The 24,386-nt window shown below is 50.3% G+C and carries 28 protein-coding genes; 26 read left to right on the top strand and 2 right to left on the bottom strand.

Features of this window, described 5'->3' with window-relative positions; genetic code table 11:
- Positions 1-73: 73 nt before the first annotated feature.
- From ndk to ACTHPM_RS08305, 14 genes are all read left to right on the top strand, one after another.
- Positions 74-517 carry a nucleoside-diphosphate kinase gene (ndk, locus tag ACTHPM_RS08370; RefSeq protein ID WP_440394722.1) on the top strand — a complete coding sequence of 148 codons (444 nt, stop codon included), beginning with the start codon at positions 74-76 and terminating at the stop codon, positions 515-517.
- On the top strand, positions 508-1,344 hold the full coding sequence (locus tag ACTHPM_RS08365; protein WP_440394721.1) for a CheR family methyltransferase: 837 nt from the start codon (positions 508-510) through the stop codon (positions 1,342-1,344). The genes ndk and ACTHPM_RS08365 overlap by 10 nt, the downstream gene beginning before the upstream one ends.
- Before the next feature lie 83 nt (positions 1,345-1,427).
- A complete protein-coding gene (locus ACTHPM_RS08360) occupies positions 1,428-1,610 on the top strand; it encodes a hypothetical protein (protein ID WP_440394720.1) in 183 nt (60 codons plus the stop codon).
- A 145-nt stretch (positions 1,611-1,755) separates the two neighbouring features.
- Positions 1,756-2,925, top strand: coding sequence for a chorismate synthase (gene aroC / locus ACTHPM_RS08355; protein WP_440394719.1), 1,170 nt, complete (start codon positions 1,756-1,758; stop codon positions 2,923-2,925).
- Between the two features lie 2 nt (positions 2,926-2,927).
- The gene (gene aroB, locus ACTHPM_RS08350) at positions 2,928-4,034 is read left to right on the top strand and encodes a 3-dehydroquinate synthase (RefSeq protein WP_440395386.1); all 1,107 of its coding nucleotides are present in this window, start codon (positions 2,928-2,930) and stop codon (positions 4,032-4,034) included.
- Positions 4,027-4,401, top strand: coding sequence for a chorismate mutase (gene aroH, locus ACTHPM_RS08345; protein WP_440394718.1), 375 nt, complete (start codon positions 4,027-4,029; stop codon positions 4,399-4,401). The genes aroB and aroH overlap by 8 nt, the downstream gene beginning before the upstream one ends.
- A 441-nt stretch (positions 4,402-4,842) precedes the next feature.
- Positions 4,843-6,399, top strand: a complete 1,557-nt coding sequence (trpE, locus tag ACTHPM_RS08340) for an anthranilate synthase component I (protein ID WP_440394717.1) — start codon at positions 4,843-4,845, stop codon at positions 6,397-6,399.
- A gap of 22 nt (positions 6,400-6,421) precedes the next feature.
- The gene (gene trpD / locus ACTHPM_RS08335; protein WP_440394716.1) at positions 6,422-7,462 is read left to right on the top strand and encodes an anthranilate phosphoribosyltransferase; all 1,041 of its coding nucleotides are present in this window, start codon (positions 6,422-6,424) and stop codon (positions 7,460-7,462) included.
- Positions 7,452-8,276, top strand: coding sequence for an indole-3-glycerol phosphate synthase TrpC (trpC, locus tag ACTHPM_RS08330; protein ID WP_440394715.1), 825 nt, complete (start codon positions 7,452-7,454; stop codon positions 8,274-8,276). Before trpD ends, trpC begins: the two co-directional genes overlap by 11 nt.
- Positions 8,269-8,940 carry a phosphoribosylanthranilate isomerase gene (locus ACTHPM_RS08325; RefSeq protein WP_440394714.1) on the top strand — a complete coding sequence of 224 codons (672 nt, stop codon included), beginning with the start codon at positions 8,269-8,271 and terminating at the stop codon, positions 8,938-8,940. Before trpC ends, ACTHPM_RS08325 begins: the two co-directional genes overlap by 8 nt.
- Positions 8,937-10,133: a tryptophan synthase subunit beta gene (gene trpB / locus ACTHPM_RS08320; protein ID WP_440394713.1), complete on the top strand. Its 1,197-nt coding sequence runs from the start codon at positions 8,937-8,939 to the stop codon at positions 10,131-10,133. Before ACTHPM_RS08325 ends, trpB begins: the two co-directional genes overlap by 4 nt.
- The gene (gene trpA / locus ACTHPM_RS08315; protein WP_440394712.1) at positions 10,130-10,939 is read left to right on the top strand and encodes a tryptophan synthase subunit alpha; all 810 of its coding nucleotides are present in this window, start codon (positions 10,130-10,132) and stop codon (positions 10,937-10,939) included. The genes trpB and trpA overlap by 4 nt, the downstream gene beginning before the upstream one ends.
- 100 nt (positions 10,940-11,039) lie before the next feature.
- Positions 11,040-12,140 (top strand): histidinol-phosphate transaminase, encoded by a 1,101-nt coding sequence (gene hisC, locus ACTHPM_RS08310; protein WP_440394711.1) that lies wholly within the window; start codon positions 11,040-11,042, stop codon positions 12,138-12,140.
- A 25-nt stretch (positions 12,141-12,165) separates the two neighbouring features.
- On the top strand, positions 12,166-13,260 hold the full coding sequence (locus tag ACTHPM_RS08305; protein WP_440394710.1) for a prephenate dehydrogenase: 1,095 nt from the start codon (positions 12,166-12,168) through the stop codon (positions 13,258-13,260).
- Positions 13,261-13,498: 238 nt separating this feature from the next.
- Here ACTHPM_RS08305 and ACTHPM_RS08300 read toward each other — a convergent pair whose 3' ends face one another.
- Positions 13,499-14,338, bottom strand: a complete 840-nt coding sequence (locus ACTHPM_RS08300) for a manganese catalase family protein (protein WP_440394709.1) — start codon at positions 14,336-14,338, stop codon at positions 13,499-13,501.
- Between the two features lie 441 nt (positions 14,339-14,779).
- Here ACTHPM_RS08300 and ACTHPM_RS08295 point away from each other — a divergent pair, with 441 nt between their 5' ends.
- The 12 genes from ACTHPM_RS08295 (at position 14,780) to ACTHPM_RS08240 (ending at position 23,257) form a co-directional block, all read left to right on the top strand.
- Positions 14,780-15,373: an RNA polymerase sigma factor gene (locus ACTHPM_RS08295; protein ID WP_440394708.1), complete on the top strand. Its 594-nt coding sequence runs from the start codon at positions 14,780-14,782 to the stop codon at positions 15,371-15,373.
- Positions 15,370-15,972: an anti-sigma factor family protein gene (locus ACTHPM_RS08290; protein WP_440421497.1), complete on the top strand. Its 603-nt coding sequence runs from the start codon at positions 15,370-15,372 to the stop codon at positions 15,970-15,972. The genes ACTHPM_RS08295 and ACTHPM_RS08290 overlap by 4 nt, the downstream gene beginning before the upstream one ends.
- A gap of 45 nt (positions 15,973-16,017) precedes the next feature.
- Complete coding sequence (locus ACTHPM_RS08285) at positions 16,018-16,605, top strand: histidine phosphatase family protein (RefSeq protein WP_440394706.1); 588 nt, start codon at positions 16,018-16,020, stop codon at positions 16,603-16,605.
- 91 nt (positions 16,606-16,696) lie between these two features.
- The gene (locus tag ACTHPM_RS08280; RefSeq protein ID WP_440394705.1) at positions 16,697-17,830 is read left to right on the top strand and encodes a hypothetical protein; all 1,134 of its coding nucleotides are present in this window, start codon (positions 16,697-16,699) and stop codon (positions 17,828-17,830) included.
- A 43-nt stretch (positions 17,831-17,873) separates the two neighbouring features.
- Entirely contained in the window at positions 17,874-18,380 is a 507-nt protein-coding gene (locus ACTHPM_RS08275) for a gamma carbonic anhydrase family protein (protein ID WP_440394704.1), read from the top strand.
- 23 nt (positions 18,381-18,403) lie between these two features.
- Complete coding sequence (locus tag ACTHPM_RS08270; RefSeq protein WP_127607184.1) at positions 18,404-18,583, top strand: IDEAL domain-containing protein; 180 nt, start codon at positions 18,404-18,406, stop codon at positions 18,581-18,583.
- A gap of 240 nt (positions 18,584-18,823) precedes the next feature.
- Positions 18,824-19,264 (top strand): DUF2487 family protein, encoded by a 441-nt coding sequence (locus tag ACTHPM_RS08265; protein ID WP_440394703.1) that lies wholly within the window; start codon positions 18,824-18,826, stop codon positions 19,262-19,264.
- Positions 19,265-19,441: 177 nt separating this feature from the next.
- Positions 19,442-19,984, top strand: coding sequence for a ubiquinol-cytochrome c reductase iron-sulfur subunit (locus tag ACTHPM_RS08260; protein WP_440394702.1), 543 nt, complete (start codon positions 19,442-19,444; stop codon positions 19,982-19,984).
- Between the two features lie 15 nt (positions 19,985-19,999).
- Positions 20,000-20,671, top strand: a complete 672-nt coding sequence (gene qcrB / locus ACTHPM_RS08255) for a menaquinol-cytochrome c reductase cytochrome b subunit (protein WP_127607180.1) — start codon at positions 20,000-20,002, stop codon at positions 20,669-20,671.
- Between the two features lie 18 nt (positions 20,672-20,689).
- Positions 20,690-21,568, top strand: a complete 879-nt coding sequence (locus ACTHPM_RS08250) for a c-type cytochrome (protein ID WP_440394701.1) — start codon at positions 20,690-20,692, stop codon at positions 21,566-21,568.
- 126 nt (positions 21,569-21,694) lie between these two features.
- Complete coding sequence (locus tag ACTHPM_RS08245) at positions 21,695-22,327, top strand: DUF1405 domain-containing protein (protein WP_440394700.1); 633 nt, start codon at positions 21,695-21,697, stop codon at positions 22,325-22,327.
- A gap of 54 nt (positions 22,328-22,381) precedes the next feature.
- Positions 22,382-23,257: a sporulation protein YpjB gene (locus ACTHPM_RS08240; protein WP_440421495.1), complete on the top strand. Its 876-nt coding sequence runs from the start codon at positions 22,382-22,384 to the stop codon at positions 23,255-23,257.
- Between the two features lie 69 nt (positions 23,258-23,326).
- On the opposite strand, the gene ACTHPM_RS08235 is transcribed toward ACTHPM_RS08240, so the two are convergent.
- A complete protein-coding gene (locus ACTHPM_RS08235; RefSeq protein ID WP_440394698.1) occupies positions 23,327-24,196 on the bottom strand; it encodes a YitT family protein in 870 nt (289 codons plus the stop codon).
- Positions 24,197-24,386 lie beyond the last annotated feature (190 nt).

Raw genomic sequence — 24,386 nt, 5'->3', positions numbered from 1 at the left:
TCAGTCTGAAATAACTGTAAGAAGATTACCACACCTAACCTTATGACTTGAATCAAAACGGGAGAGTGAGTTTATGGAACGAACTTTTTTAATGGTCAAGCCTGATGGCGTTCAGCGCGGTTTAATCGGCAGGATTGTTGCAAGACTGGAAGACAAGGGATTTAAAATGGTGGCAGGCAAGCTTGTTCAAGTATCCGAGGAAAAGGCGCAGCGGCATTATGCCGAACACGAAGGAAAAGACTTTTATGATAATCTGGTTAACTTTATTACTTCCGGCCCTGTGTTCGCCATGGTATGGGAAGGCGATGACATCATTGCGCTCTCCCGGATTCTGATGGGGAAAACGAATGTAAAAGAAGCTCTGCCGGGTACGATCCGCGGCGACTATGCTTCGCATACACCGCATAATCTGATTCATGGTTCCGACTCGCCGGAAAGCAGCGCGCGTGAAATCGCGAATTTTTTCGAAGCGCATGAACTGGTGACCTACGACAGAAGTATTACGCCGTGGATGTAAAGAACCCATTCAATTCAAACGGGGGCGCTCCTGCCGGAGAGCATCAGCCGGACCCGGACTACTTAGCCTTTATTCAGCATATCAAGCAAAGCACCGGCATTGATCTGTCGGAGTATAAAGAAGCCCAAATGAAGCGTCGCCTGACGACACTGCGGGTGAAGAACGGCCATCATAGCTTTGCTTCCTTTTATGAGGCCATTTCCAAGGATAAAAATCTGTTTTACGAGTTTCTGGACCGGATGACGATCAATGTATCGGAGTTCTGGCGGAATCCGAACCGTTGGGAAGTACTCAGGGATGTCATTTTGCCTGAGCTGTCGGCTGGAGGAAAGCAGAAACTCAAAGTATGGAGCGCAGCCTGCTCTACGGGTGAAGAGCCCTATACACTCGCTATGATTCTGGACGGCAAAGGACTCCTTGGTCAAGCTTCGCTGGTTGCGACGGATATTGACGAGGGGGCTCTGGCCAAGGCCAAACAAGCCCTTTACGTGGAACGTTCGCTGAAGGATGTGCCTCCTGAGGTGGCTTCGCGTTATTTTTCACAGGAGGGTCCTCTATTCAAGTTCAGTGAACAGCTGAAAAAGAACGTGCAGTTCCGCAAGCAGAACCTGCTTTTGGACCGGTTCGAGGATAAGCATGACCTGATCGTCTGCCGTAATGTGATGATTTATTTCACGGAAGAAGCCAAGAATAAGCTGTATCACAAGTTTGCGAACGCGCTTCGGCCAGGCGGATACTTGTTTGTCGGCAGCACGGAGCAGATCTTCACGCCGGGGCAATACGGACTCGAACCGACCGAAACCTTTTTTTACAGAAAGAAATCCTGACTTGCCAATTCCGTGGTATAAATCCGCTTGTTTGAAACGATACTATAACAGGTACGATAACAAGGTGGAGGTTGTCAACACCCATGGACAAGCGTAAGGTGATCACGGCATACCGCCGTGGTTTCATAACCATTCAGGAATGCGGTCAGATTCTCGGCATCGAGGATATCCGCTTAAGCCGGATGGTGCAGGATTCGGTGGAAAGCATGAAGGAAGAAAAGCCGAATCAGGACCGGATTGCCGTAAACATCAGCAGTGCAGAATAGGACGCCGTCCCTGGCTCATGAGGGACCGGCGTCTTTTTGCTTTCGGATGCATTCCTTGTCAAAGCAGGTGAGCTATACTATAATGAGCAAAGATATCTTCGGATTTTAGCCAATTACCGTTTAACAGTTTAAAGGGGGAAAGCACATGAGTATACGTTACTTAACAGCCGGGGAGACGCATGGTCCCCAGCTTACTGCTATTATTGAAGGTCTTCCGAGCAATCTTACGCTTGATTTTGAAGCATTGAATTTTCAGCTTCAGCGCCGTCAGAAGGGTCATGGACGCGGCCGCCGGATGCAAATTGAGAAGGATACCGCCAGAATCGTGGGCGGCGTGCGCCACGGCGTGACGACCGGAGCACCGGTAGCCATCGTGGTGGAGAACAAGGACTGGGCCAGCTGGAACCAGATCATGAACGTGGAACCGATCGAAGGCAACGACGAGGAGAAGCGCCGTGTGCATCGCCCGCGTCCGGGCCATGCCGATCTGAACGGCGGCCTGAAATATAATTTGAAGGATCTCCGGAATGTGCTGGAGCGTTCCAGTGCCAGAGAAACGGCTGTGCGAGTTGCCTGCGGCGCGATTGCCCGCCAATTTCTGGAGGCATTCGGTGTGAAGATCGGCGGACAAGTCATCCGCATCGGGGAAATTGAAGCACCAGCCAATCAATTGACGGTAGACGAGCTGAATGAACGTACCGAAGCTTCATCGGTTCGCGTGGTGGATCCCGAAACCGAACAGAAGATGGAAGCTTACATTGACCAGATCAAAAAAGACGGCGATTCCGTTGGCGGCGTTGTCGAGTGCGTCGTAGAGGGCTTGCCTGTCGGACTCGGAAGCTACGTTCAATATGACCGCAAGCTCGATGGACGCATTGCACAAGCTGTTATGTCCATCAACGCTTTTAAGGGCGTTGAGATCGGAATCGGATTCGAAGCCGGGGTACTCCGCGGATCCCAGGTACATGACGAGATTTTGTACGAAGACGGCAGCGGTTACTACCGTGCAAGCAATCGTCTCGGCGGGTTTGAGGGCGGAATGACCAACGGCATGCCGGTCGTGGTCCGCGGTGTCATGAAGCCGATTCCGACGCTGTATAAACCGCTCAGAAGCGTAGACATCGATACGAAGGAACCATTTACGGCACAAGTGGAGCGTTCGGACGCTTGCGCGGTGCCTGCGGCCAGCGTCGTGATGGAACATGTTGTGGCATGGGAAATCGCCAAGGCTTTTCTCGAGAAATTCGGCGGGGATTCCATGGACGAAATTCGTGCCAACTACGATAACTACTTGGCACAAGTGGAGAAATATTAATGATGAGAACCGTACACGTGGAACTTGGAGACCGTTCATATCCGATCTACATCGGCTCGGGCCTGCTCCCGCAAGCCGCGTCGTATTTGATCAAGCATGGGATGTCCGTTAAAAGTCCGCATTTGATCGTCACGGACGAGAAGGTGGCGACTTATCATCTCGATACGTTGAAAGCTTCGCTTGAGAAAGCCGGCTTCCGGCTGGTCGTTTCCGTAGTCAAATCCGGGGAAGGCTCCAAATCCCTGTCGGTGTTCGAAGAGGTCATGACCTCCGCCATTCAGGGCGGGCTGGACCGCAATTCGTCCGTCATTGCGCTTGGCGGCGGGGTAGTTGGGGATTTGGCAGGTTTTGTGGCCGCTACATATATGCGCGGAATTTCGTTTATTCAGATGCCTACTACCATATTGGCTCATGACAGCAGCGTCGGTGGCAAAGTGGCCGTCAATCATCCGCTTGCCAAAAACATGATCGGCGCGTTTCACCAGCCGGAATTCGTGCTGTATGATCTTGATACGCTGACTACGCTGCCTCCTCGCGACGTTTCAGCTGGACTTGCCGAGATGGTGAAGCATGGCCTGATCAAGGACGAAGCTTTCGCATATTGGTGCAAAGACCATGCCGCTGAGCTGCTTGCCTTGGATCTGGAAGCGCTCGGTTACGGGCTCGAGCGCGGCGTAGCGATTAAGGCGGACGTGGTTTCCCAGGACGAACGGGAAGGCGGACTGCGCGCCATCTTAAACCTTGGGCATACCATAGGACACGCGATCGAAGCGGTTGGCGGCTACGGAGAATTTCTTCATGGCGAAGCCATATCCATCGGGATGGCAGGCTCGGCTCTATTGGCAGAAGCGTTAGGTCGCGGCGAGGGCATATATGCGGAAACGACATCGATGCTCAAGGCCTTGAAGCTTCCCGTTGTGCTTCCGGATCACCTGGATGAGGAGGCGCTGATGGCCGCGATGATGCATGACAAGAAGTTCAAGGAAGGAACCATGGTGTTCGTGGTTCCGGATTCGATCGGTTCTGTCAGCATCGTGAAAGATATTCCACAGGAGCGGGTCAGAGACGTTCTGAAACAGCTAAGAAAAGGAGGCGAGGTCCATGTATAACAGAGGCATTCGCGGGGCGACAACGGTTGAACATAACGATGAACGTGAAATTCTGGACGAAACGGTCGTACTGATGCGCGAGATCGTGGAGCGCAATCAGGTAAACCCGGAAGATATCGGCAGCGTGTGGATTACGCTAACCCAGGACTTGGATGCTGCTTTTCCGGCCAAAGCGATCCGTCAACTTGAGGGATGGGAATTGGTTCCTCTGATGTGCGCCGTAGAGGTTCCCGTGAAAGGCAGCCTGCCGCGATGTATTCGGCTGATGGTTCAGGTTAATACCGAGAAGAGCCAGAGCGAAATCAAGCATGTGTACATGAACGAAGCGAAGAAGCTCCGTCCGGATCTTGCTACTCCCAAGGCGTAATTTTTTGGGAAGCATGCTTGCCAGGACGAGGGGTCTTCCTGTATAGTGTTAATAACATCGAATGACAGATGCGAATATCGCAAATGTCCTTCCAATCAATGGGTTGAACCGGGATAGAGATCCTGGTTAATCCGGTAGCTGAGTAGAGTTTAGATGAGCTGAGTTGAGTATAGAAGAGCGGAGTCCATATGCGATAAGCAAATTGTGGAATGTCTGGACATATTTGTTTTCCTATAAAGACGTCTTTTCTTGACCCGATACCTTTCAGGTTGAGGGTAGGATGGCTGTGTCGGAGGAAACCATTTGTTCCGGACGACTCTATCCATATACTTGATGAACGTTAAACCTCTACTTCGGTAGAGGTTTTTTTGTTGTCTGGCACCCGTGCCAAAGCTTGAATCATCAGGCTCATTCGAATGACAAATAAAGGAGGGAACGACAATGATGAATCCGGGTGTGGAGCAGGTCATAAAGCTGTCACGCGAGTACAATCTAATCCCAGTCGTCAAACGACTGCTTGCGGACATGGAAACCCCGATACGAATTTTTCAGCGTTATGCTGAGCGCGATTGCGCGTTTTTGCTTGAAAGTGTGGAGGGTGGCAGCCAGTGGGCCCGCTACTCTTTTATCGGAACCGATCCTTTCATGATGATTTACGGCAAAAGAGGCGAAATCGTACTGGAGAGAAACGGCGCCAAGGAAATCATGAACGGCAAGCCGGTCGAAGAGCTCAAGACGCTGCTCCGCCGCTATCGCAGTCCCAAAACAGAGGAGCTGCCTCCGTTTACGGGCGGAGCGATCGGATTCTTCGGTTACGATCTGCTTCAATACTATGAAAAGCTTCCCGCACATGCGGTGGATGATCTCGGGATGGATGATATCCGGTTTATGTTTTGCGACACCGTCATCGTCTTCGATCACGTGAAACAGCAAATCCTGCTGGTCGGCAACGTTCATGTGAAGGATGGGGATACGGATGGAGACATCCGCCGGAGCTATATGGAAATTGACAGCAAGCTTGCCCGTATAGCCGAACAGCTGCAAACCCAAGGGCCGCGCGAAAATGTCAATGGTAGAACGATTCCGGCAGACATTGAGCTTGGCGATATCAAATCGAACATGACCAAAGAACAGTACATGGCTAACGTGGAGCAGGCGCAGGAGTATATCCGTTCGGGGGACATTTTCCAGGTGGTGCTGTCCCAGCGCTTTCATATTGAAACGGAAGTATCCCCGCTGCATGTATATCGCGTGCTAAGAACGCTTAACCCTTCACCTTATATGTATTATCTTAAAATGCACGAAGAAATCATTGTCGGAACCTCTCCGGAGGCTTTGGTCAAGGTTGACGGCGACAAGGTGGAGACACGTCCAATTGCAGGTACGCGTCCCCGCGGAGCCGATGAATCAGAGGATGAACGACTCGCAAAGGAACTGCTGGGGGATGAAAAGGAGCGGGCCGAGCACCTGATGCTCGTCGATCTCGGTCGCAATGACCTCGGGCGCGTATCCAAGTTCGGCACGGTAAAATGCGATATGTTCATGGAAATCGAACGCTATTCGCATGTCATGCATATGGTTTCGAACGTATCCGGGTCTTTGCGGGACGACAAAGATTTCTTCGACGCTTTCCTCTCCTGTCTTCCGGCAGGGACAGTATCCGGAGCTCCCAAGCTGAGAGCTATGGAGATTATCGCAGAGCTGGAGCGGGAAGCCAGGGGAGCGTATGCGGGAGCCATCGGCTACTTGGGCTTTAACGCCAATATGGATTCCTGCATCACGATACGCACGATCATCTTCCGCAAAGGAAAGGCTTATGTTCAGGCTGGCGCGGGGATCGTATGGGATTCGGTACCGGAAAAGGAATATGAGGAAACGGTGAATAAGGCGAAGGCCTTGTTGAAATCCATACGAACGGCGGAGGCGATGTTCCCTCCCGCTGCGCAGGAAGAAAAGGAACTGCTTAATCAGGATTATTTTTACGAATATACGCCATAAACACAAAGGAGGAGAAGAAGGTATGAGTACAAGCGGATTTATTCCAGGATGCTTGGACCGGCTGATCGGGGGACGGGATTTAAACCGCGAGGAAGCTCGTCTGTTGATGACATCGATGATGGAGGGCAGCGTAACACCGTCACAGATCGGAGCCCTGCTCATGGCACTGCGGATCAAGGGAGAAACGGTGGAAGAAATCACGGGATTCGCCGAGGCGATGAGGAGTGCGGCCAGCTCGGTGCAAACAGACAATGAAAAGCTTCTGGACACCTGCGGTACGGGCGGATCGGGCATACACAAATTCAATATCTCGACGGCATCGGCCATTATTTCTTCTTCCGCCTCTGTGCGGGTGGCCAAACACGGCAACAGATCGGCATCGGGCCGCGCCGGAAGCGCGGATGTGCTGGAGGCGCTCGGCGTCAATATCCATTTGAGCAGTGAGCAGGCCAAACGTTGTTTGGACGAAATCGGTATTTGCTTCTTGTTCGCTCAGCTCTATCATCCATCGATGAAGCATGCCGCGGGGCCGCGTAAGGAGCTTGGCATTCGCACGGTATTCAATATGCTCGGACCGCTCACGAATCCTGCAGGGGCCGACCGCCAGCTGCTTGGAATTTATGACCGCAACCGGACGCAGACCATCGCCGAGGTACTCCGGGAGCTAGGCTCCAAACGTGCGCTCGTCGTGACCAGCCATGACGGCCTTGATGAGATCAGCATTTCAGCATCGACGCAGGTATCCGAGCTTCGGGACGGCGAGGTGCGCACATACGATATTCACCCGCATGATCTTGGTCTCGATGTTCACCCGCTCGAATCGGTATTAGGCGGGGATGCACTGCAAAACGCCAAAATCGTGGAGGCTGTACTGCAGGGCGAAAAAAGCCCCTATAGAGATGTCGTTCTGGCAAATGCAGGAGCATGCATCTATGTCGCCGGGCTGGCGGATAGCATCGCAGAGGGCGTTTTTACAGCGGCTCAGGCCATCGATAACGGAAGTGCGCATTCCAAACTGCAGCAGCTGATTCAAATGACGGGAGAGCTGAGTTATGTATCTTGATCGCATCGTAGCAACGAAACACGAAGAAATGGCTAAGCTGGCCGAACATTTTTCAATCGATCACGCACGAAAGACGATCGCGGGCATGCCGGCGACAAAGGGCTTTGCCCGGACGTTAACCCAAAACCGAAAACGGGACATGGGCCTGATCGCGGAGGTGAAGAAAGCATCGCCTTCGAAAGGCTTGATCCGGCCGGATTTCGATCCGGTTGAGATCGCCATGGCTTATGAGAAGGCAGGAGCAGATTGTTTGTCGGTATTGACGGATGTCTCGTATTTTCAAGGGAGCGGCGAATATTTGCAGGCTGTGCGCCAGGCTGTGAGCCTGCCACTGCTGCGCAAGGATTTTGTCATAGACGAACGCCAAATTTACGAAGCCAGACTGCTTGGGGCCGACGCGGTGCTGCTCATTGCCGCGATTCTTACGACAGAGCAAATTGCTTCGTTCATGGAAACGGCAGCCTCCATCGGGCTGGATTCCCTGATCGAAGTACACAGCGCGGAAGAGATGAATCGGGTACTTGGATTGAAACTGCAGCCAGGGGCGCTGATCGGGATTAACAACCGGAATTTGCATACGTTTGAAACCTCTCTTACCGCGACGGAGAAGCTGAGCGCCATGGTTCCGGCGAACGTGCCGGTGATTAGCGAGAGCGGCATTTCCAGCCCGGCAGATATGGAGTTTCTAAGAACGACGAGGGCGTCGGGCGTGCTCGTGGGTGAGTATTTCATGAGGCAGGAAGACATTGCCGCTGCCGTCACAAATCTGATGGGAGCGGTAACGGAGGAAGGCAGCGTGTATTCGCATGAATAAAACGAAAGTAAAAATCTGTGGACTTCAGGGCGTTGAAGTGCTAAAATCAATGGAGAACTTACCGGTCGATTATATCGGTTTTGTATTTGCCAAAAGCCGGCGGCAGGTCTCACCTCAGACGGCTGCTTCGATGGCAGCACTGATGCAGGGCTGGGAAACGACAGTCATTCCCCGTACGGCAGGCGTGTTTGTCAATCCGGATATGGATCAGCTCGAGGACGTCATGTCGCAAATCAGGCTGGACGTGATCCAACTTCATGGCCAGGAAAGCCCAGATTTTTGCCGGGATATCCAAAAACGTTTTAACGTTGACCTGTTCAAGGTCGTTTCCGTTGGACCCCAGCAGCGAGCGGACGGAAATCCTGTGGCATTTCAAGATTACGCCGGGGTTATTGACGCTTTGCTGCTGGACACGTTTGAGCCTCATTACGGAGGAGGATCAGGTTCCACGTTTTCCTGGGACAAAATTTCCGGATATCAACAGTGGACCAAACGCCAAGACATCCCGCTGATCGTGGCTGGAGGTCTTGACGCCTCCAATGTCGCCGGGCTTATCCGGGACTATGCTCCGGACGGGGTTGATGTATCCAGCGGCGTGGAAACGAACGGGACCAAGGATATCGTAAAAATCGCAGCTTTTGTGGAAAGGGTGAAGCAGGCATGACGCAATTGCCGGATCAAAATGGACGTTTTGGCGAATTCGGTGGCCGGTTCGTACCGGAAACTTTGATGAACGCTTTGATAGAACTGGAGGAGTCGTATAAGCATTATGCGCAGGACCCTTCCTATCAGGAGGAATTGTCTTATCTTCTTAAGCAGTATTCCGGAAGGGAAACCCCGCTTTATTATGCGGAACGGCTTAGTCAGCATCTCGGAAAGGCCAAGATCTATCTGAAGCGTGAGGATCTGAACCATACAGGCGCACATAAAATCAACAACGCTCTGGCGCAGGGCGTTCTGGCGAAAAGAATGGGCAAGAATAAGGTCATTGCCGAAACGGGAGCAGGCCAGCATGGCGTAGCTACCGCGACCGTGGCGGCGCTGCTGGGCATGGAATGCAAGGTATTTATGGGCGAAGAGGACACGAAACGCCAAGCCCTGAATGTGTTCCGGATGCAGCTGCTCGGAGCCGAGGTTATTCCGGTCACGTCGGGTTCTCGTACGCTCAAGGATGCAGGAAACGAGGCGCTCCGCTACTGGGTCAGCAACGTGGACGACACGTTCTATATTCTGGGGTCTGCTGTAGGACCTCATCCATATCCGATGATGGTACGGGATTTCCAGCGGATCATTGGGGATGAGACTCGGCGACAGATTCTTGAAACGGAGGGACGCCTGCCGGATTATGTCGTCGCTGCAATCGGCGGGGGCAGCAATGCGATCGGCATGTTCTATCCGTTCATCGAAGATAAGGAAGTAGCGCTGATCGGGGTAGAGGCTGCAGGCAAAGGCGTGGATACGGAATTCCACGCGGCGACCATGAGCAAAGGAACGAAAGGCGTGTTTCAAGGTTCGATGAGCTATCTGCTTCAGGACAAGTTCGGTCAGGTTACCGAGGCGTTCTCAATCTCGGCTGGGCTAGACTATCCCGGCGTTGGTCCAGAGCATTCCTACTTGAAGGAAACGGAACGGGCGAAGTATGTGCCGATCACCGATCGTGAAGCGCTGGACGCCTTGCAGCTGCTCTGCCGCACGGAAGGAATCATTCCGGCGCTGGAATCCTCGCATGCTATAGCCCATGTCGTCAAAATGGCTCCCGGGTTAGGCAGCGACGATGTGGTTGTCATTTGCCTCTCCGGGCGAGGAGATAAGGACGTAGCTTCCATTATGGAGTACACGGGAGGCGAGCAGGCATGAACTTGATCGACCAAACCTTTGCGAGGCTTAAGGAACATAAACAGACAGCCTTGATTCCTTTTTTGACGGTCGGAGATCCGGATCTCGAAACATCCGTCGAGATTATCGCCGAGCTTGAAGCGGCCGGGGCCGACATTGTGGAGCTTGGGGTTCCCTACTCCGATCCGCTGGCTGACGGACCCGTCATCCAGCGGGCTTCCCAGCGTGCTTTGAAGCATCAGGTGAATATGGAGACATGCATGGAGGCAGCGGTCAAAGCGCGTGCAGCCGGCGTGAAGCTTCCCTTTATCCTTTTCACCTATTACAATCCTGTGCTTCAGTTTGGCTTGGAACGTTTCTTCGAGGAAGTAAGAAAGCATGACATCAGCGGGCTGATCATACCGGACCTGCCGATCGAGGAATCCGCGGAGCTGACTAAACGCGCGGAAGCTTCAGGCATTCATGTGATCCCGCTGGTCGCCCCGACTTCCCAAGAAAGAATCAAGAGCATCGTGGCAGAGGCCAAAGGCTTTGTGTACTGCGTATCATCTCTGGGTGTAACCGGCGAGCGTTCGAGCTTCTATGAAGGCGTTGACGAGTTCATCGGACATGTCAAGGAATATACGGATATTCCGGTAGCCGTCGGCTTCGGCATTTCGAACGGCGAGCAGGCGGCGAAGTTCGCGCGCATTTGCGACGGCGTGGTCGTAGGCAGCGCAATCGTCCGCCAGATCGAAGAGGCCATTCCGATGCTGAATCAAGCCGATACCCGCCAAGAGGGGCTTTTGCAAATACGCAAGTTTGTGGCACAATTAAAAGTAGACTGAGCTGAGGTTCGATAGACCATTATTCAGGAGGCACGCTTGCCCAGCTTACTTCAGTTCAGTCTATGTCGAAGCATAAATTTGCTGAAAGTGAGTGGTAATGATGAAACCCAAATCACATATCGTGAATCTACCGGTATATCAGCCGGGCAAACCGATTGAAGATGTGAAAAGAGAGCTTGGACTGAACGAAGTCATCAAACTGGCTTCCAATGAAAATCCATACGGAGCATCTCCGAAAGCGAAAGAGGCTATTCTGAGCGAGCTTGATAATATCAGCCTGTATCCTGACGGTGGTGCCGTCGAGTTGACTGCCGAACTGGCTGCATTTCTTGGCGTGAATCCGAACCAAATCATCTTTGGCTGCGGATCAGACGAAATCATTGCCCTGCTTGCACGAGCATTTTTCATTCCTGGCGACGAAACGATCATGGCGGATCAAACGTTCTCGGTATACAAAAGCAATGCGGATATCGAAGGCGCCGTGAGCATCGAAGTACCGCTCGTTAATGGAACTCATGACCTTGATGCCATGCTGGCGAAGGTGAATGAACGAACGAAAATGATCTGGGTATGCAATCCGAACAATCCGACAGGAACCCTGTTGTCTGAACAAGCGTTGACCGCATTTTTGGATAAAGTTCCTGCGGACGTTATGGTCGTACTTGATGAAGCCTACTGCGAGTATGTGACGGATCCATCGTACCCGAACAGCATAAGGTATCTGGAGAAATATCCAAACGTCGTTATACTGCGTACTTTCTCAAAGATTTATGGTCTTGCTTCCCTCCGGATCGGATACGGCATCGGACAGCCTGAGGTCATCAAGCTGATCAATCAGGTCCGTGAACCGTTCAACACGACACGCGTAGCGCAAGCGGCAGCGAGAGCGGCTTTAAAGGACCAGGAATATATCGAGATGTGCCGTACGGCTAATGCAGCGGGCATTGTACAGCTTCAGGCCGAGTTCGACCGTCTGGGTCTTGAGCATTTCCCTGCGCACGGCAATTTCATTATGGTGGATGTACGGAAGCCATCCGGTGACATTTTCGAGGCATTGCTCCGCAAAGGGATCATCATTCGGGCCGGCCACAGCAAATATCCAACACATATTCGCGTGACGATAGGCTCCCAGGAACAAAATAAAGCATTTATTCATGCTCTTGAGCAGGTATTGGAAGAACAACAAGCTCTTGTGCAGTAGGATGCGAACAATCAAGTGAGGTAACATGACGACGAAAATCGCTATTTTCGGAGTGGGACTTATCGGCGGTTCTCTGGCGCTTTGCTTTAAAGGCAAGCCCGGAATAACCGTCGTGGGCCATGCCCATAGACCCGCCTCCGCAGACAAATACGTCAGCCGCGGCGTCGTAGACGAAGCAACGCTGTCCATCGAAGAAGCGGCACTGGATGCCGACTTCATTTTTTTGTGCGTACCCGTAGGCAATTTGGATGAATATTTGACGAAGCTTAGCACGCTGCCTTTGAAGAAGGGATGCATCATCACGGACGTCGGCAGCACCAAAGCAAGCATTGCCGCAGCCGCGTCGCGCTTGACCTTTTCTGATGCATATTTTATTGGCGGGCATCCCATGGCCGGATCGGAACGTTCCGGAGTGGAGGCGGCCACGCCGCTCTTATTTGAGAACGCCTATTACGTTCTGACACCGCCGCCGGGGCTGCCTGACGATGTGTATGAATCACTTGTCCATCTCCTGGCTTACACGCGTGCGCAGATCGTAAGGGTAGATCCGCTGGAGCATGACCGAATCGTCGGCGCCATCAGCCATCTTCCGCATATTATCGCTGTGGCGCTGGTGAACCAGGTGTGCGACTATAACGAAACGAATCCACTGTACCGCAGGCTTGCGGCTGGGGGCTTCAGGGACATTACGCGGATCGCGTCGAGCGACCCGGTGATTTGGCGTGACATTCTGATCAACAACCGCGAAATCATGCTGCAGATGCTTACCGATTGGAATGAAGGCATATCCTCCTTTGTCAAAATGCTTGAAGCGGAGGACGGTGAAGGCATCACCGAGGCGTTTGCCAAGGCCAATGATTTCCGCAGCGAGCTTCCGGAGCGCCGCAAAGGCATGATTGCTTCTTCTTTTGATCTCTACATCGACGTACCGGACCATCCGGGAATCATCGGCAAAATCGCTACGGAGCTTGGGATGAATCATATCAACCTGAGCAACATGCAGATTATCGAGAGCAGGGAAGATGTGCCAGGCATTATGAGGCTTTCTTTCCGTCAGGAGAACGATATGGAGCGTGCCAAAGAGCTGCTGAACAATATGGACTACAGCATTTCGCTGTAGTCCATCAATCGATTACATATCAGTTATGAATATAGGGTTGACAAAATGAAAACGTATACATATAATAAAAGTACAGTATGGTTTCTCTCCACTCCTATCCAAATACTATGTTGCCCTACAATGAGCAACAGGCCACCAATTATGGTGGCCTTTTTTTTGCCTGAAATTTTCTACAGACATCAACGAACCATAGCACGAATGCTAAGGGTGAAGAGGAAGGATAAAGAAGTCTATCCCATTATTTATCCGATGCTTTACCGTCCAAGTCATGATGGAGCTCGGTTGCGGGAATCATCGGCTTATAAACTTGTCCTTTCGGAACCGGGTTGGATACATAAACGAAATTACCTGTGCCATCCGGCGCGCTGCCTGTAGCCCACAGCCCTTCACCGGATTCAGCGCCTTCGGACAGATTCCAGAATTCATAAGCCTCTGGCTGGGATTCCTTCTCTGCTTCCGGTGGGAAGGAGGCGGGAACAACGACCCCGTTTTTCTCTTCCAATTCCTGAATGGCAGCCATCCATTGGTACTGATGATAGCGGTCGCGAGCAAGCATTTTACGGAAGGTCGCCCGTACGCCTTCATCGCTGGTCATATGATACAGTCTGGCTACCTGCAGTCTGCCCTGGCTTTCGGCATGTAGATTGGAACGCATATCGGCTAGGAGGTTTCCGCTCGCAACGATGTAGCCGCCATTCCAAGGAACGCCCGTAGAATTGGTAGGCAAGCCCCCAAGACCGCTGACGAGCAGGTGCTGTGGATTAATGCCGCCCATTATCGCTGCGAGCACAGGATCCTTGCCTGCTTCTTCTTGAGCCTCAGGGGTGGCGCCATCAAGCAATTGGCTGATCAATGCACACAGCATTTCGACGTGGCCAATTTCCTCCGTACCGATATCCATCAGCATGTCTTTGTACTTTTCCTCGCCCCGGCAATTAAACCCTTGAAACAGATACTGCATCATGACGGTCATTTCGCCAAACTGTCCGCCCAGAACCTCTTGAACCTGTCTCGCAAACATTGGATCGGGACGGTCTACCTTCACTTCGAATTGGAGTTCTTTTTGGTGTCTGAACATGAAAATCTACCTCCTGATTTTTAGGATCTGATTGCTACCTCACTTCATTAACCCTTCCCAAGAAAGTCAAACATTTCATTTAAAATTTTGCTGTATCGATCGTTAAAAACTAATGCCATAAAATTCTTGGTTATTCTAGCAACATTTTTCGCCTTTGCTTCGTCTAATAGATTAGGGTTTCTATTGTCAAACTGCCAAAAATCCTTATACAGCAGCAAATTCCGGCATTTTGTGCAGGGTTTGCCTGACTATTAATCGGGTTTGTGATACAATGAAAAAGATATTTTTATAGAATCGTTGGAGAATATGCCAATACATAGCGATTTTTGATGAAGGCACCAACGCGAAGATTCGACCGCAACTTTTCAAGTCCTGTTCGGTACTAATATACAACCGAATCGAACGGGAATGCTTTTGTACGGGCGAGGAGGTTACATAAAAATGACGGATTCCCAGATGATTAGGGAAATCAAGAAGGGCAATGTAGAGCTCTTCTCTGAATTAATGCGCCGTTATCAACGGAAAATTCTAGCTTTCGTTTACCATATGCTCAAAAGCTCCCACATGGAGCTTATGGCTGAAGACTTATGTTCGGAGACATTCTATAAGGCTTTTCGCAGCCTGCATTCTTTCCGTGAAGTCGATGCTTCATTTTCGACCTGGTTATATACCATTGCGCGGAATACCGTGCTCAGCGAGCTGAGAAAGCAAAGAGGCGCTCATGTTCCATTGGAAGAGAGCGGGGTTACCCCGGTCGCGCCGTCCGAGATTGCTCCGGAACAAGCCATTTTGCGTAGTGAGAAAGTGGAGCTTGTCCGTGAGGCCATTAACAATTTACCGGAGAAACAGCGGTCAGCCTTAATCCTTCGAGAATATGACCAGCTCGACTACCAGGAGATTGCCGATATTTTAGGACAGAGCGTCAGTTCGGTTAAATCCTTGCTGTTCAGAGCCCGATCCAGTGTCAAAGTACAGCTGGAACCGTATTTTTATGAAAACAATTATGAACAATACGAAGGGATGAAAAGCAGATGACTTGCGATGAGGCTCAAGAAATATTCGGGCTGGTATCGGATATGGATGAGCATGATCCAAGACGGCGGAGGCTTATGATGCATATCGCTACTTGCAGCGATTGCGCTGCTGAGTATGAGTTATGGCAGGAAAGTCTACGCTTCATTGTGAATTTACAAGAGGAACCCTCCGAAGAAACGGCTGAAGAAATCAACCGGAACGTCATGGACAGGATTTATCGTGAGGCACCGTGGCTGATCCCCGATCAAAGCAAACCGTTTGATGTGCCTGCGGTTGCCAGAAGACATCTGTCTCATTGGATTGCCGGTTTCGTGATGGTTTTTTTATGCAGTTTTCTCTATTTCATGCTCATGGATAAGCCCGATGTTCAGGAAACGGCCGAAGCGGCTACCGGAATTCTTCCCACGGGCATAGCAGGTCACGCAACCATGGCATCGGAACGCTTCAGCTATGACATTCCCGCTGCAAACAGCGGAATTATTGATCCGCTGGTCGTTAGCATGGGACCAACCCACCCTCAGTATTGGATGATTCTGTCGGTGCTGGGTGTTGCCATGGCGTTGTTTTCCTTGAGAAAGTTGAGCCACATGCGTAAATGAAATCATTTCTCCATGAATTACAGACGAGAAGGTGGGTTCACATATATGATGATCGGCTTGATCCGGCATGGATTGACGGACTGGAATATGCTTGGCAAAATTCAGGGACAAAGTGATATTCCGCTAAATGATGAGGGCAGAAGACAGGCTCAACTTCTTGGCGAGCGCCTGAGCCGCGAAGAATACCCGTGGGACTTTCTGATCAGCAGCAAGTTGTCGCGCGCCGAGGAAACCGGCAGGATCATTGCCTCCGAACTTGGCATCCCCATGCTGGAGCCGGATTCAAGGCTGAATGAACGCTCTTTTGGGCAGGTGGAGGGACTGACCTTGACCGAGAGGGAGAGCAAATGGGGCAGGGAGTGGCACCTGCAGGAGCTGGGGCAGGAGAAGGATGAAGAAATCCAGGCCCGCGGACTTGCTTTTATGGAAGACATGTGGAATGCCTATCCCGATAAGAACATGCTCGTGATCTCCCACGGCGGATTTCTGGCCCAACTTTACCGCTCGTTATATCAGGACCGTTATACGGAAAGGATAGGCAATCTGTCATTAACTATTCTTGAGAAAAAGGACTTGGAATGGGTTCCGCTTCTATATAACTGCACGCGTCATCTCCTGGAGAACAAGGCATAACCCGAACCCTTTCGGGTTATTTTTTTTGCTTCCGCCGAATAAAAATTGTAATAATTCCCATAATGGTATTAAAACGGCGAGGCGATCAGAAATGAACTTAGCGGATATGCTGACATACGCGGATATCGGCCAGCTGACAACCATTGCGGAGCATTACGAATGCGAGTGCAAGAGGAACTCCAAGCATGAACTGATCCAGAGCATTTTGGTTATGCTAAACCGCAGGGAATTCATTGAGCAACAGGTCAGCGGCTGTTCGGCAAAGGACTTGCGATTTCTCAATACCCTTTTGTTCGACAACCGTAATGCTTACAGTTTGGAAGAGCTGCAAGCCATGATTGGCCAAACGGCTTTTGATGGGGAGCAGCTGGAGCTTAAGAAATCTGAAAGTCCAAGAGAAGCGATAGCCAGATATAAGCGCAGCGGCTGGCTGTTTAACGGCATGACGCAAAGTACGAAATATTTGTTTCAAATGCCCAATGATTTGAAGGACCGTTTCAGACAGGAGCTTGGCATGATGCTGCGTACTCAGGTAAGCAGGACAAGCGAGCCTCAGGTATACAGGGAAGAACAAAACCTGTGCGCCGAAGATTTGATGCTGTTTCTGAAGTACGTGCGCGATCAGGACATCGATCTGAATCAAGAACTCGTCATGTACCGACGCAATCAGCAGCAGATCATGGAGATGTTCCATGTAAGCGAGCCGCTCGTGGCTAAGGGTGGTTGGAGATTCGGCTATGGTAGAACGTTCAGTTCCTATCCAAGCAGGCTTGCCTTGCTTTACGATTTTGCGTTCCACCACGAATATATCGCAGAAAACGGTTTGAAGCTGCGTTTGACCTTGAAGGGAACGGAAATGCTCGAAAGCGGCACGAAAGAGAGCATGGTACAAATTTTTCGTTTCTGGTTAAGACTTTATAAACAAGCCGTGCCGAACCTTGCTTCATTGGTCTATTGGACAAGCGAATGCGCAAAAGACTGGGTAACGGTATCATCCTTGCATCAGGCGATCGGCTGGCTGATTAAGCCATACTACTACGATACGGCCGAATCCATTTTAAATGAACGGATACTCGGTATGATGCTTCATCTTGGGGCAGTACGCATCGGGGAAAGCCAGGAGCACGGCAGAGTGGTACAAGTTACCGCTTGGGGACAAAAGGTAGCTGCAAAAAGTTCTGTGATGGCAACCCACACACTGCATGCAACCATTGACAAGAGCTGAGCGTGGTTGTTAAAATCACTCCCAAAGTAAGGAGTGGTGAAACATGTTATTGCAATATGGACAACATATGCCAAAGCTGCATTCAACGGTCTATGTCGGTGAAGGCGCTAAAATTATTGGGGACGTTCAAATCGGAATGGATTCCAGTGTATGGTTCAACAGCGTGCTTCGCGGCGATATGGCCCCGATTGTCATCGGTGAACGCTGCAATATCCAAGACGGAACCGTGGGGCACGTGAATAAAGACGAACCTCTGGTCCTGGCGGATGACGTATCCGTGGGCCACTCGGCTATCATTCATGGCTGCACGATAGGTAAGGGTACATTAATCGGCATGGGGGCCATTGTATTGAACGGCGCCGAAATTGGAGAATATGCTTTAATAGGGGCAGGTTCAATCGTTACCGAAAATAAAAAAATTCCACCCTATACGCTTTCCCTGGGATCTCCCGCGAGAGTGGTCCGTGAATTAACGGAGGCAGATTTGCAAAGAATGTATCGCACTACTCAGAATTATGTGGAGAAGGGGAAGGAGTATAGGATGTTCTAAACAAAAGCTTGGAGGTGCATCCTATGGATAAAATGAAAGCTACGTATGAAGTCATGTTGGGGCTGGCTGCTGAAATGGTATGGGACGAAGCATTGCGCAAACACCGGAGCGAGGAGTTATACCGAGAAATCGATCGGGCGCTTGCCTCCGGAGACGAGTCGGCTTTCCGTAATCTTACGGATGAACTGAGGCTGCTGAACTGAAAATTTACAAATTCAACTAAAAAGAATGCGGAAAGGGTTCAATTCGTTTGATTTGCTTTATAAATGATTGAAGTCTTCTGCATCTCTTTTTTTGTTCCGATACACCAAAGAAATGCAGTTTGATCCCCGCCTTTTCCTTCTGGTCTGCATGGCCTCTTCCGGAAAGCTGGGACTCTGCATTTCTTTTTTTACTTCAGTCTTGGCATAATATGAAATATAATGGAGAAAAATGAAGGAAGGATGAAACGAATGAAATTCAGCGAGGTGGAGGAAGCTTCCTGGGAGGAGCTGAAACCCTATTTAGACACCTGTCTCATCCCCTATACCGGCCTTACCGGCAAGGAAAATCCAATGCAGGCCACGGCGGCGTTGGAGCGTCTCCGGGATTTCATGGATCTGGCGGAGATTCCGTTTAAGGGAAGAATGATTACATATCCTGCATTCCAGTATGGATTGCAGCAAGATTTGTCACTATTGAACGAAATATGCGGACATGTGAAAAGCACGGGGTTTAAGCATGTGGTGGTCATGTCAGCGGACTGCGTGCTCAGCAAGGAAGAGCTTCCCGAAGTGGATCTGATCCTGTCCCGCCCTGAAATGGAAGAGCAGGAGAGCGGAACGCTGGCGTTAAGCGTGAGGTCTCAAATCCAAAATTTATGGAACCCGGCGTACCTAACGTAAATGTGACAGAAATTCAACAATTTATTTGGGTAAATCTTCATCTATATGATAAAAAGATCTGGATATTCTTGACGGTCTTATGAGGCTAATATATTATTAGAATGTCCTAGTAAGTCGTGTGATAATAATCATTGAAAGCACTTAAAGAATTGGTTGACAAAGGGGGTTGAAGACATTATGAGCAACCAAAATGACCACCATGAACCATCTGGAAAACCACCCGGGCGTAAAGAAATGTCCCGTCGACAATTTCTGGCTTATACTTTAGGTGGTGCAAGCGCATTTATGGCTATGGGCCCTGTCCTGCCAATGGTGCGGTTTGCAGTTGATCCGATTCTGCATAAAAAAGGTGAAGGCGAATTCATCAAGGTCGTGGAAGTGAGTAAAATCACGGACGAGCCTCAGGAATTCACTTTTGAACTACCACAGCAGGATGGATGGTATGCGAGCAAAGCGACGTTAACAGCATGGATCCGCAAAGATGAAGGTGGAAAAATTTATGCGCTGTCTCCGATCTGTAAGCACTTGGGCTGTACAGTCGGCTGGAACAACGATAAAAATTTCCCGGATGAATATCATTGCCCATGCCACGGAGCACGTTACGACAAAGTCGGCAAGAACTTGGCTGTAGCCCCTAAACCGCTCGACACGTACAAAATGCAAGAGAAAGACGGTTGGGTATATTTGGGACAGGTAGAGCCAAATACTGAAGTGAAATAGGAGGCGTAAATTCGGATGTTTAAGAATGTCTACAACTGGATTGATGAACGTCTTGATGTCACGCCGATTTGGAGAGACGTTGCTGACCATGAAGTGCCTGAGCATGTTAACCCGGCGCATCATTTCTCCGCATTCGTATACTGCTTTGGCGGATTGACGTTTTTTATCACGGTTATTCAAATCCTGTCAGGGATGTTCCTGACCATGTATTATGTACCGGACATCATCAACGCTTATAACAGTGTTGAATACCTGCAAACGCAAGTGGCTTTCGGCCAAATCGTACGCGGTATGCACCACTGGGGAGCGAGTTTGGTTATCGTTATGATGTTCCTGCACACCATGCGCGTGTTCTTCACAGGATCCTACAAAGCTCCTCGTGAAATGAACTGGGTCGTTGGTATGCTTCTTTTCTTTGTTATGCTGGGATTGGGCCTTACGGGTTACCTGCTTCCTTGGGATAACAAAGCATACTTCGCTACAAAGGTTACCCTGGAAATTGCGAATTCCGTTCCATGGCTCGGGCCGATCATTAAGGAATTCCTGCAGGGCGGAACCATTGTAGGTGCAGAAACGCTGACGCGCTTCTTCGCACTGCATGTATTCTTCCTCCCAGCCGTATTGCTCGTACTGATCGTGGGCCACTTTATCATGATCCGCAGACAGGGCATTTCCGGACCACTATAATAGAAGGGAGGAATATCGATGGCACATGGAAAAGATTCAAAAGAAAAAGTTGTTTATGTAGGCGATTCCCGTGTTAAAAGAGGGGGCGGATTCATTACTCCTCCGGACTACACTGCGTTTCCCGGTAAATCGGAAGCGTTCATCCCTAACTTTCTTTTGAAAGAATGGATGGTTGGTGTCGTCGTGCTCGTCGGTTTCCTGGTGCTAACCATTGCTGAGCCTGCTCCGCTCTGGTTCCCGGCTAATCCGAGTGCTTCGATCATTCCGATGCCGGACTGGTACTTCTTGTTCCTTTATCAATACTTGAAGCTTCCATACGCATCCGGGGATTATATCGTGCTGGGTACGATTGGCGTAAGCGGCGTGGCTTTCGGCTCCCTGCTTCTCGCACCGTTCCTTGATACGGGTAAAGAACGCCGGTTCTACCGCAGACCGATTGCTTCATCGTTGATGATTCTTTCTTTGATCGCTGTCGTGTACTTGACGAACAGTGCATGGCATCATTATAAAGTGGAAATGGCTGAATCCGGTCAGGTTCCCGAGAATATTCAACGGGAAGAAAAGGCTGCTGAGAACAGAGCTAAGGGTCTTCCAACGACAAGCGGCAACCAGCAAAAGGAAATCGCGATCGTCGATAAAGAAAATCCTGCAATGGAATCCTTCAAAAAAGCGGGCTGCCTTTCCTGCCACGCTGCCGATTTAAAAGGTGCAAGCGGACCGTCGCTGCGCGGAGTCGGTGACAAACATAATAAAGACGACATTCTGAAAATTATCAAAGAAGGCTATAACGGTAAAATGCCTGCGATGTATGATAGTGCAATTGCCGCCGGCTTGACCGATAAGGACATTGATAATTTGGCAGATTGGCTTTCGAAACAAAAGGCTGAAGCAAAGTAAGCCATTATACTTACCAAAAACCTGATCGCTTTCTCGATCAGGTTTTTTTGGAAATTCGAGACCATTTAATGCTTTGACGCCGAACCGTTGGCGTAGTTTCTCAGCTCTTTTTTAGGAGGGACAAGCGTGTCCATTTCTTTTTTCTGGAGCCGTGCTTTTTGGACGAGCCGGTTGATGTTATGGCTCCTGTTTTGGTGCAACCTGGTAGGTACCGTATATGGATATATGTGGTACGGACAACAGATGGAATACACGGTTTCGCAGCATGCCATATGGCAGGTCATCTTCGTCCCGGACAGCCCTACGGCCAGTTTGTTTTTCACGATCGGCATTCTTTTCCTGTTATATCCTCCCAAGTCGCCGTTTTTGAAGGGATTCAGCTATCTGATGGAGTCGCTCGCCGTCGTGACTTCCGTGAAATACGGAATTTGGGCGGTAAGCATTATTTTTGCCGGAGCGGCGCAGGGTGATCATTTGGTCTGGCAGGATTGGATGCTGGTGGCATCACACCTTGCGATGGCGGTTGAAGCGCTCCTGTTCGTTCGGTTCTTCCGGTTTGGGGCTGTTATGCTGATACCGGCTGCTGCTTGGACGTTTCTCAATGATATTGTGGATTATACATATGGGGTCTTCCCATGGCTTCCTGACGTATTAAGGGACGATCTGTACGCAGTGCAAAATTTTACGTTAGGACTGACATTATTCAGCGTATTATTGGCCTATCTGTTCCTGAAGCTTGCGAAGTGCAAAACCTTATAGCTTGTTCTATAACCATCCCTTCTGCCATACATTTTACGGTAGGAGGGATGTCCCATGTACGGGGGTAGAATGTTATTCCAACGTTATGCGCGGCTTTGGATAGGGCTGTTCTTGATAGGCTTGATTTTGTCGCCTGCTCAAACGCATGCCATGAACGATAATCAGGGATCAATCCAGCAGGGTGATGCCCTAAAGCAGGCGCAAGCCCTCAGCCAAACTGTCGACAGGCTCTACCAGCATGTCCTTGAAGGCAATACGAATCTCGTGCAGAAGGATCTGGTGGAGGTTAATTCGCTATTCGAGAACGCCGAGCTGCAAAAGCTGACGACCGTTGAAGGCATTCATGCGTTATCGGAAACCATCATTGAGATGAAGGAAGCCGTAGCCAGGGTACAGCTGGATCCCGAAGATTGGTTGACCGCCTCGGCCAAGCTACGAATGGCGGCGGACAGCCTGTACAATACGAAGCAGCCTTTGTGGCTTCAATATCACAAGCTGATTCGCGAAGAACTGAGCCTGATGAAGGCCGAGACCCAAAAAGGAAGTCCTCTAGGCGTCAAGCAGGCATACGAGCGTCTGCAGGATCATTATGAAGTCATTCGACCTGCTGTCATTATCCAGCGCAAGCCTGCAGATGTGACGATGATCGATTCATGGCTTTCTTATGCAGGAGGGCTGGTGAACGCGGTGTCACCACAATCCGCTCAAATCCAGAGTATGATTGGGCAAGGAGAAGAGATGTTCAATGGCCTTTTCGGAAAGAAGAAGGATTACCCGGCAATGGCGCCGCTGGATCAGGTGGACGGAACATGGCCTTGGGTGCTCTGGGCTGGGGCATTTATTGTCATCATGCTGGCTTATACGGCATACCGCAAATATCGCGGTGAACAGGACGGTTATAAGAAAGTGGCGCCAAAATGGAAGGGTTGACCTGATGCTTCTCTTTAATGAAGAAAGCTCCGCTGAACCACAGGGTTCAGGGAGCTTTCTTTTACTTGTCTAGGTCTCTTTAAAACCTTCTCCCAGGACGTCATGAACATCATTAATGATGACGAAGGCGCGGGGGTCGATCGATTTGACGATTTCGTTCAATCGCCGGATTTCATGCCTGGCGACGACGCAATACGCCATATGCTTGGCCTGTTTCGAATAAGCGCCGATCGCGGGGATGAGCGTAACGCCTCGTTCCATCTCCACCGTAATCAGATCGGCGATTTCCGGCGCGTGGTCACTTATAATCGTGAAGGCTTTTGCCGCATAAGCTCCTTCCTGGATAAAGTCAATCACCTTGGAGGAAATGAAAACGGCCACGAAGGTATAAAGAATTCTTTCTCTCGGGATAAAGAACAGGGAGGCGCCGATAATAATGATATCGATACCCAAAATCACTTGTCCCATGCTCCAGCCGAATTTTCGGTTGCAAATCCTTGCGATGATGTCCGAGCCGCCGGTTGTGCCCCCGAAACGAAATACAACACCGAGCCCCGCGCCCAGCGTTACACCGGCGTACAGCGCGGCGAGTATGTAATCTCGCTCCGTTTGGAAAGGAGTGATCCAGCCGTGATTGATCAATTTTTCGAACAGCCATAGAAAAAAGGTAAGCGATGCGATGCCGACGCCCGTGTATACCATTTGCTTTCCGCCAAGGATTCTCCAACCGATCAAGAAGAGAGGAATATTCAGCAGCAGGGTCGAAAGCGCTGTTGGAATAGAAAAAGCATAATTCAGAAGCACGGTTACACCCGTCACGCCGCCTTCCATCAGCTGATTGGGAATAATAAAATAAAGCAGTCCAAATGCATAAATCGCCGCTCCGAGAATAATCGGCACAATCATTTTCAAAGGTAAGAACCATTTAGATGAACTCATGAAACCCCTCGCATGGTCAAAAGTAGGAAGAATTTGTTCTTCGCTCCATACATAGTATACCTTTTTCCTTAAGGATTTAAAAAAGATTTGTTTTCAATTCTCCTTTGCGATAACATATGGAGTAAACTATACCCGGATGAACCGGATGTAGTTACAAATGAAATCATGCTTGGCTTCGAGTGAAGCCTGA

The sequence above is a fragment of the Paenibacillus sp. SAFN-054 genome (assembly GCF_051966755.1).
GTDB lineage: Bacteria > Bacillota > Bacilli > Paenibacillales > Paenibacillaceae > Paenibacillus_AQ.
The sequence above is the reverse complement of the archived record's forward strand: the minus strand, read 5'-3'. Positions and strand labels throughout refer to the sequence as shown.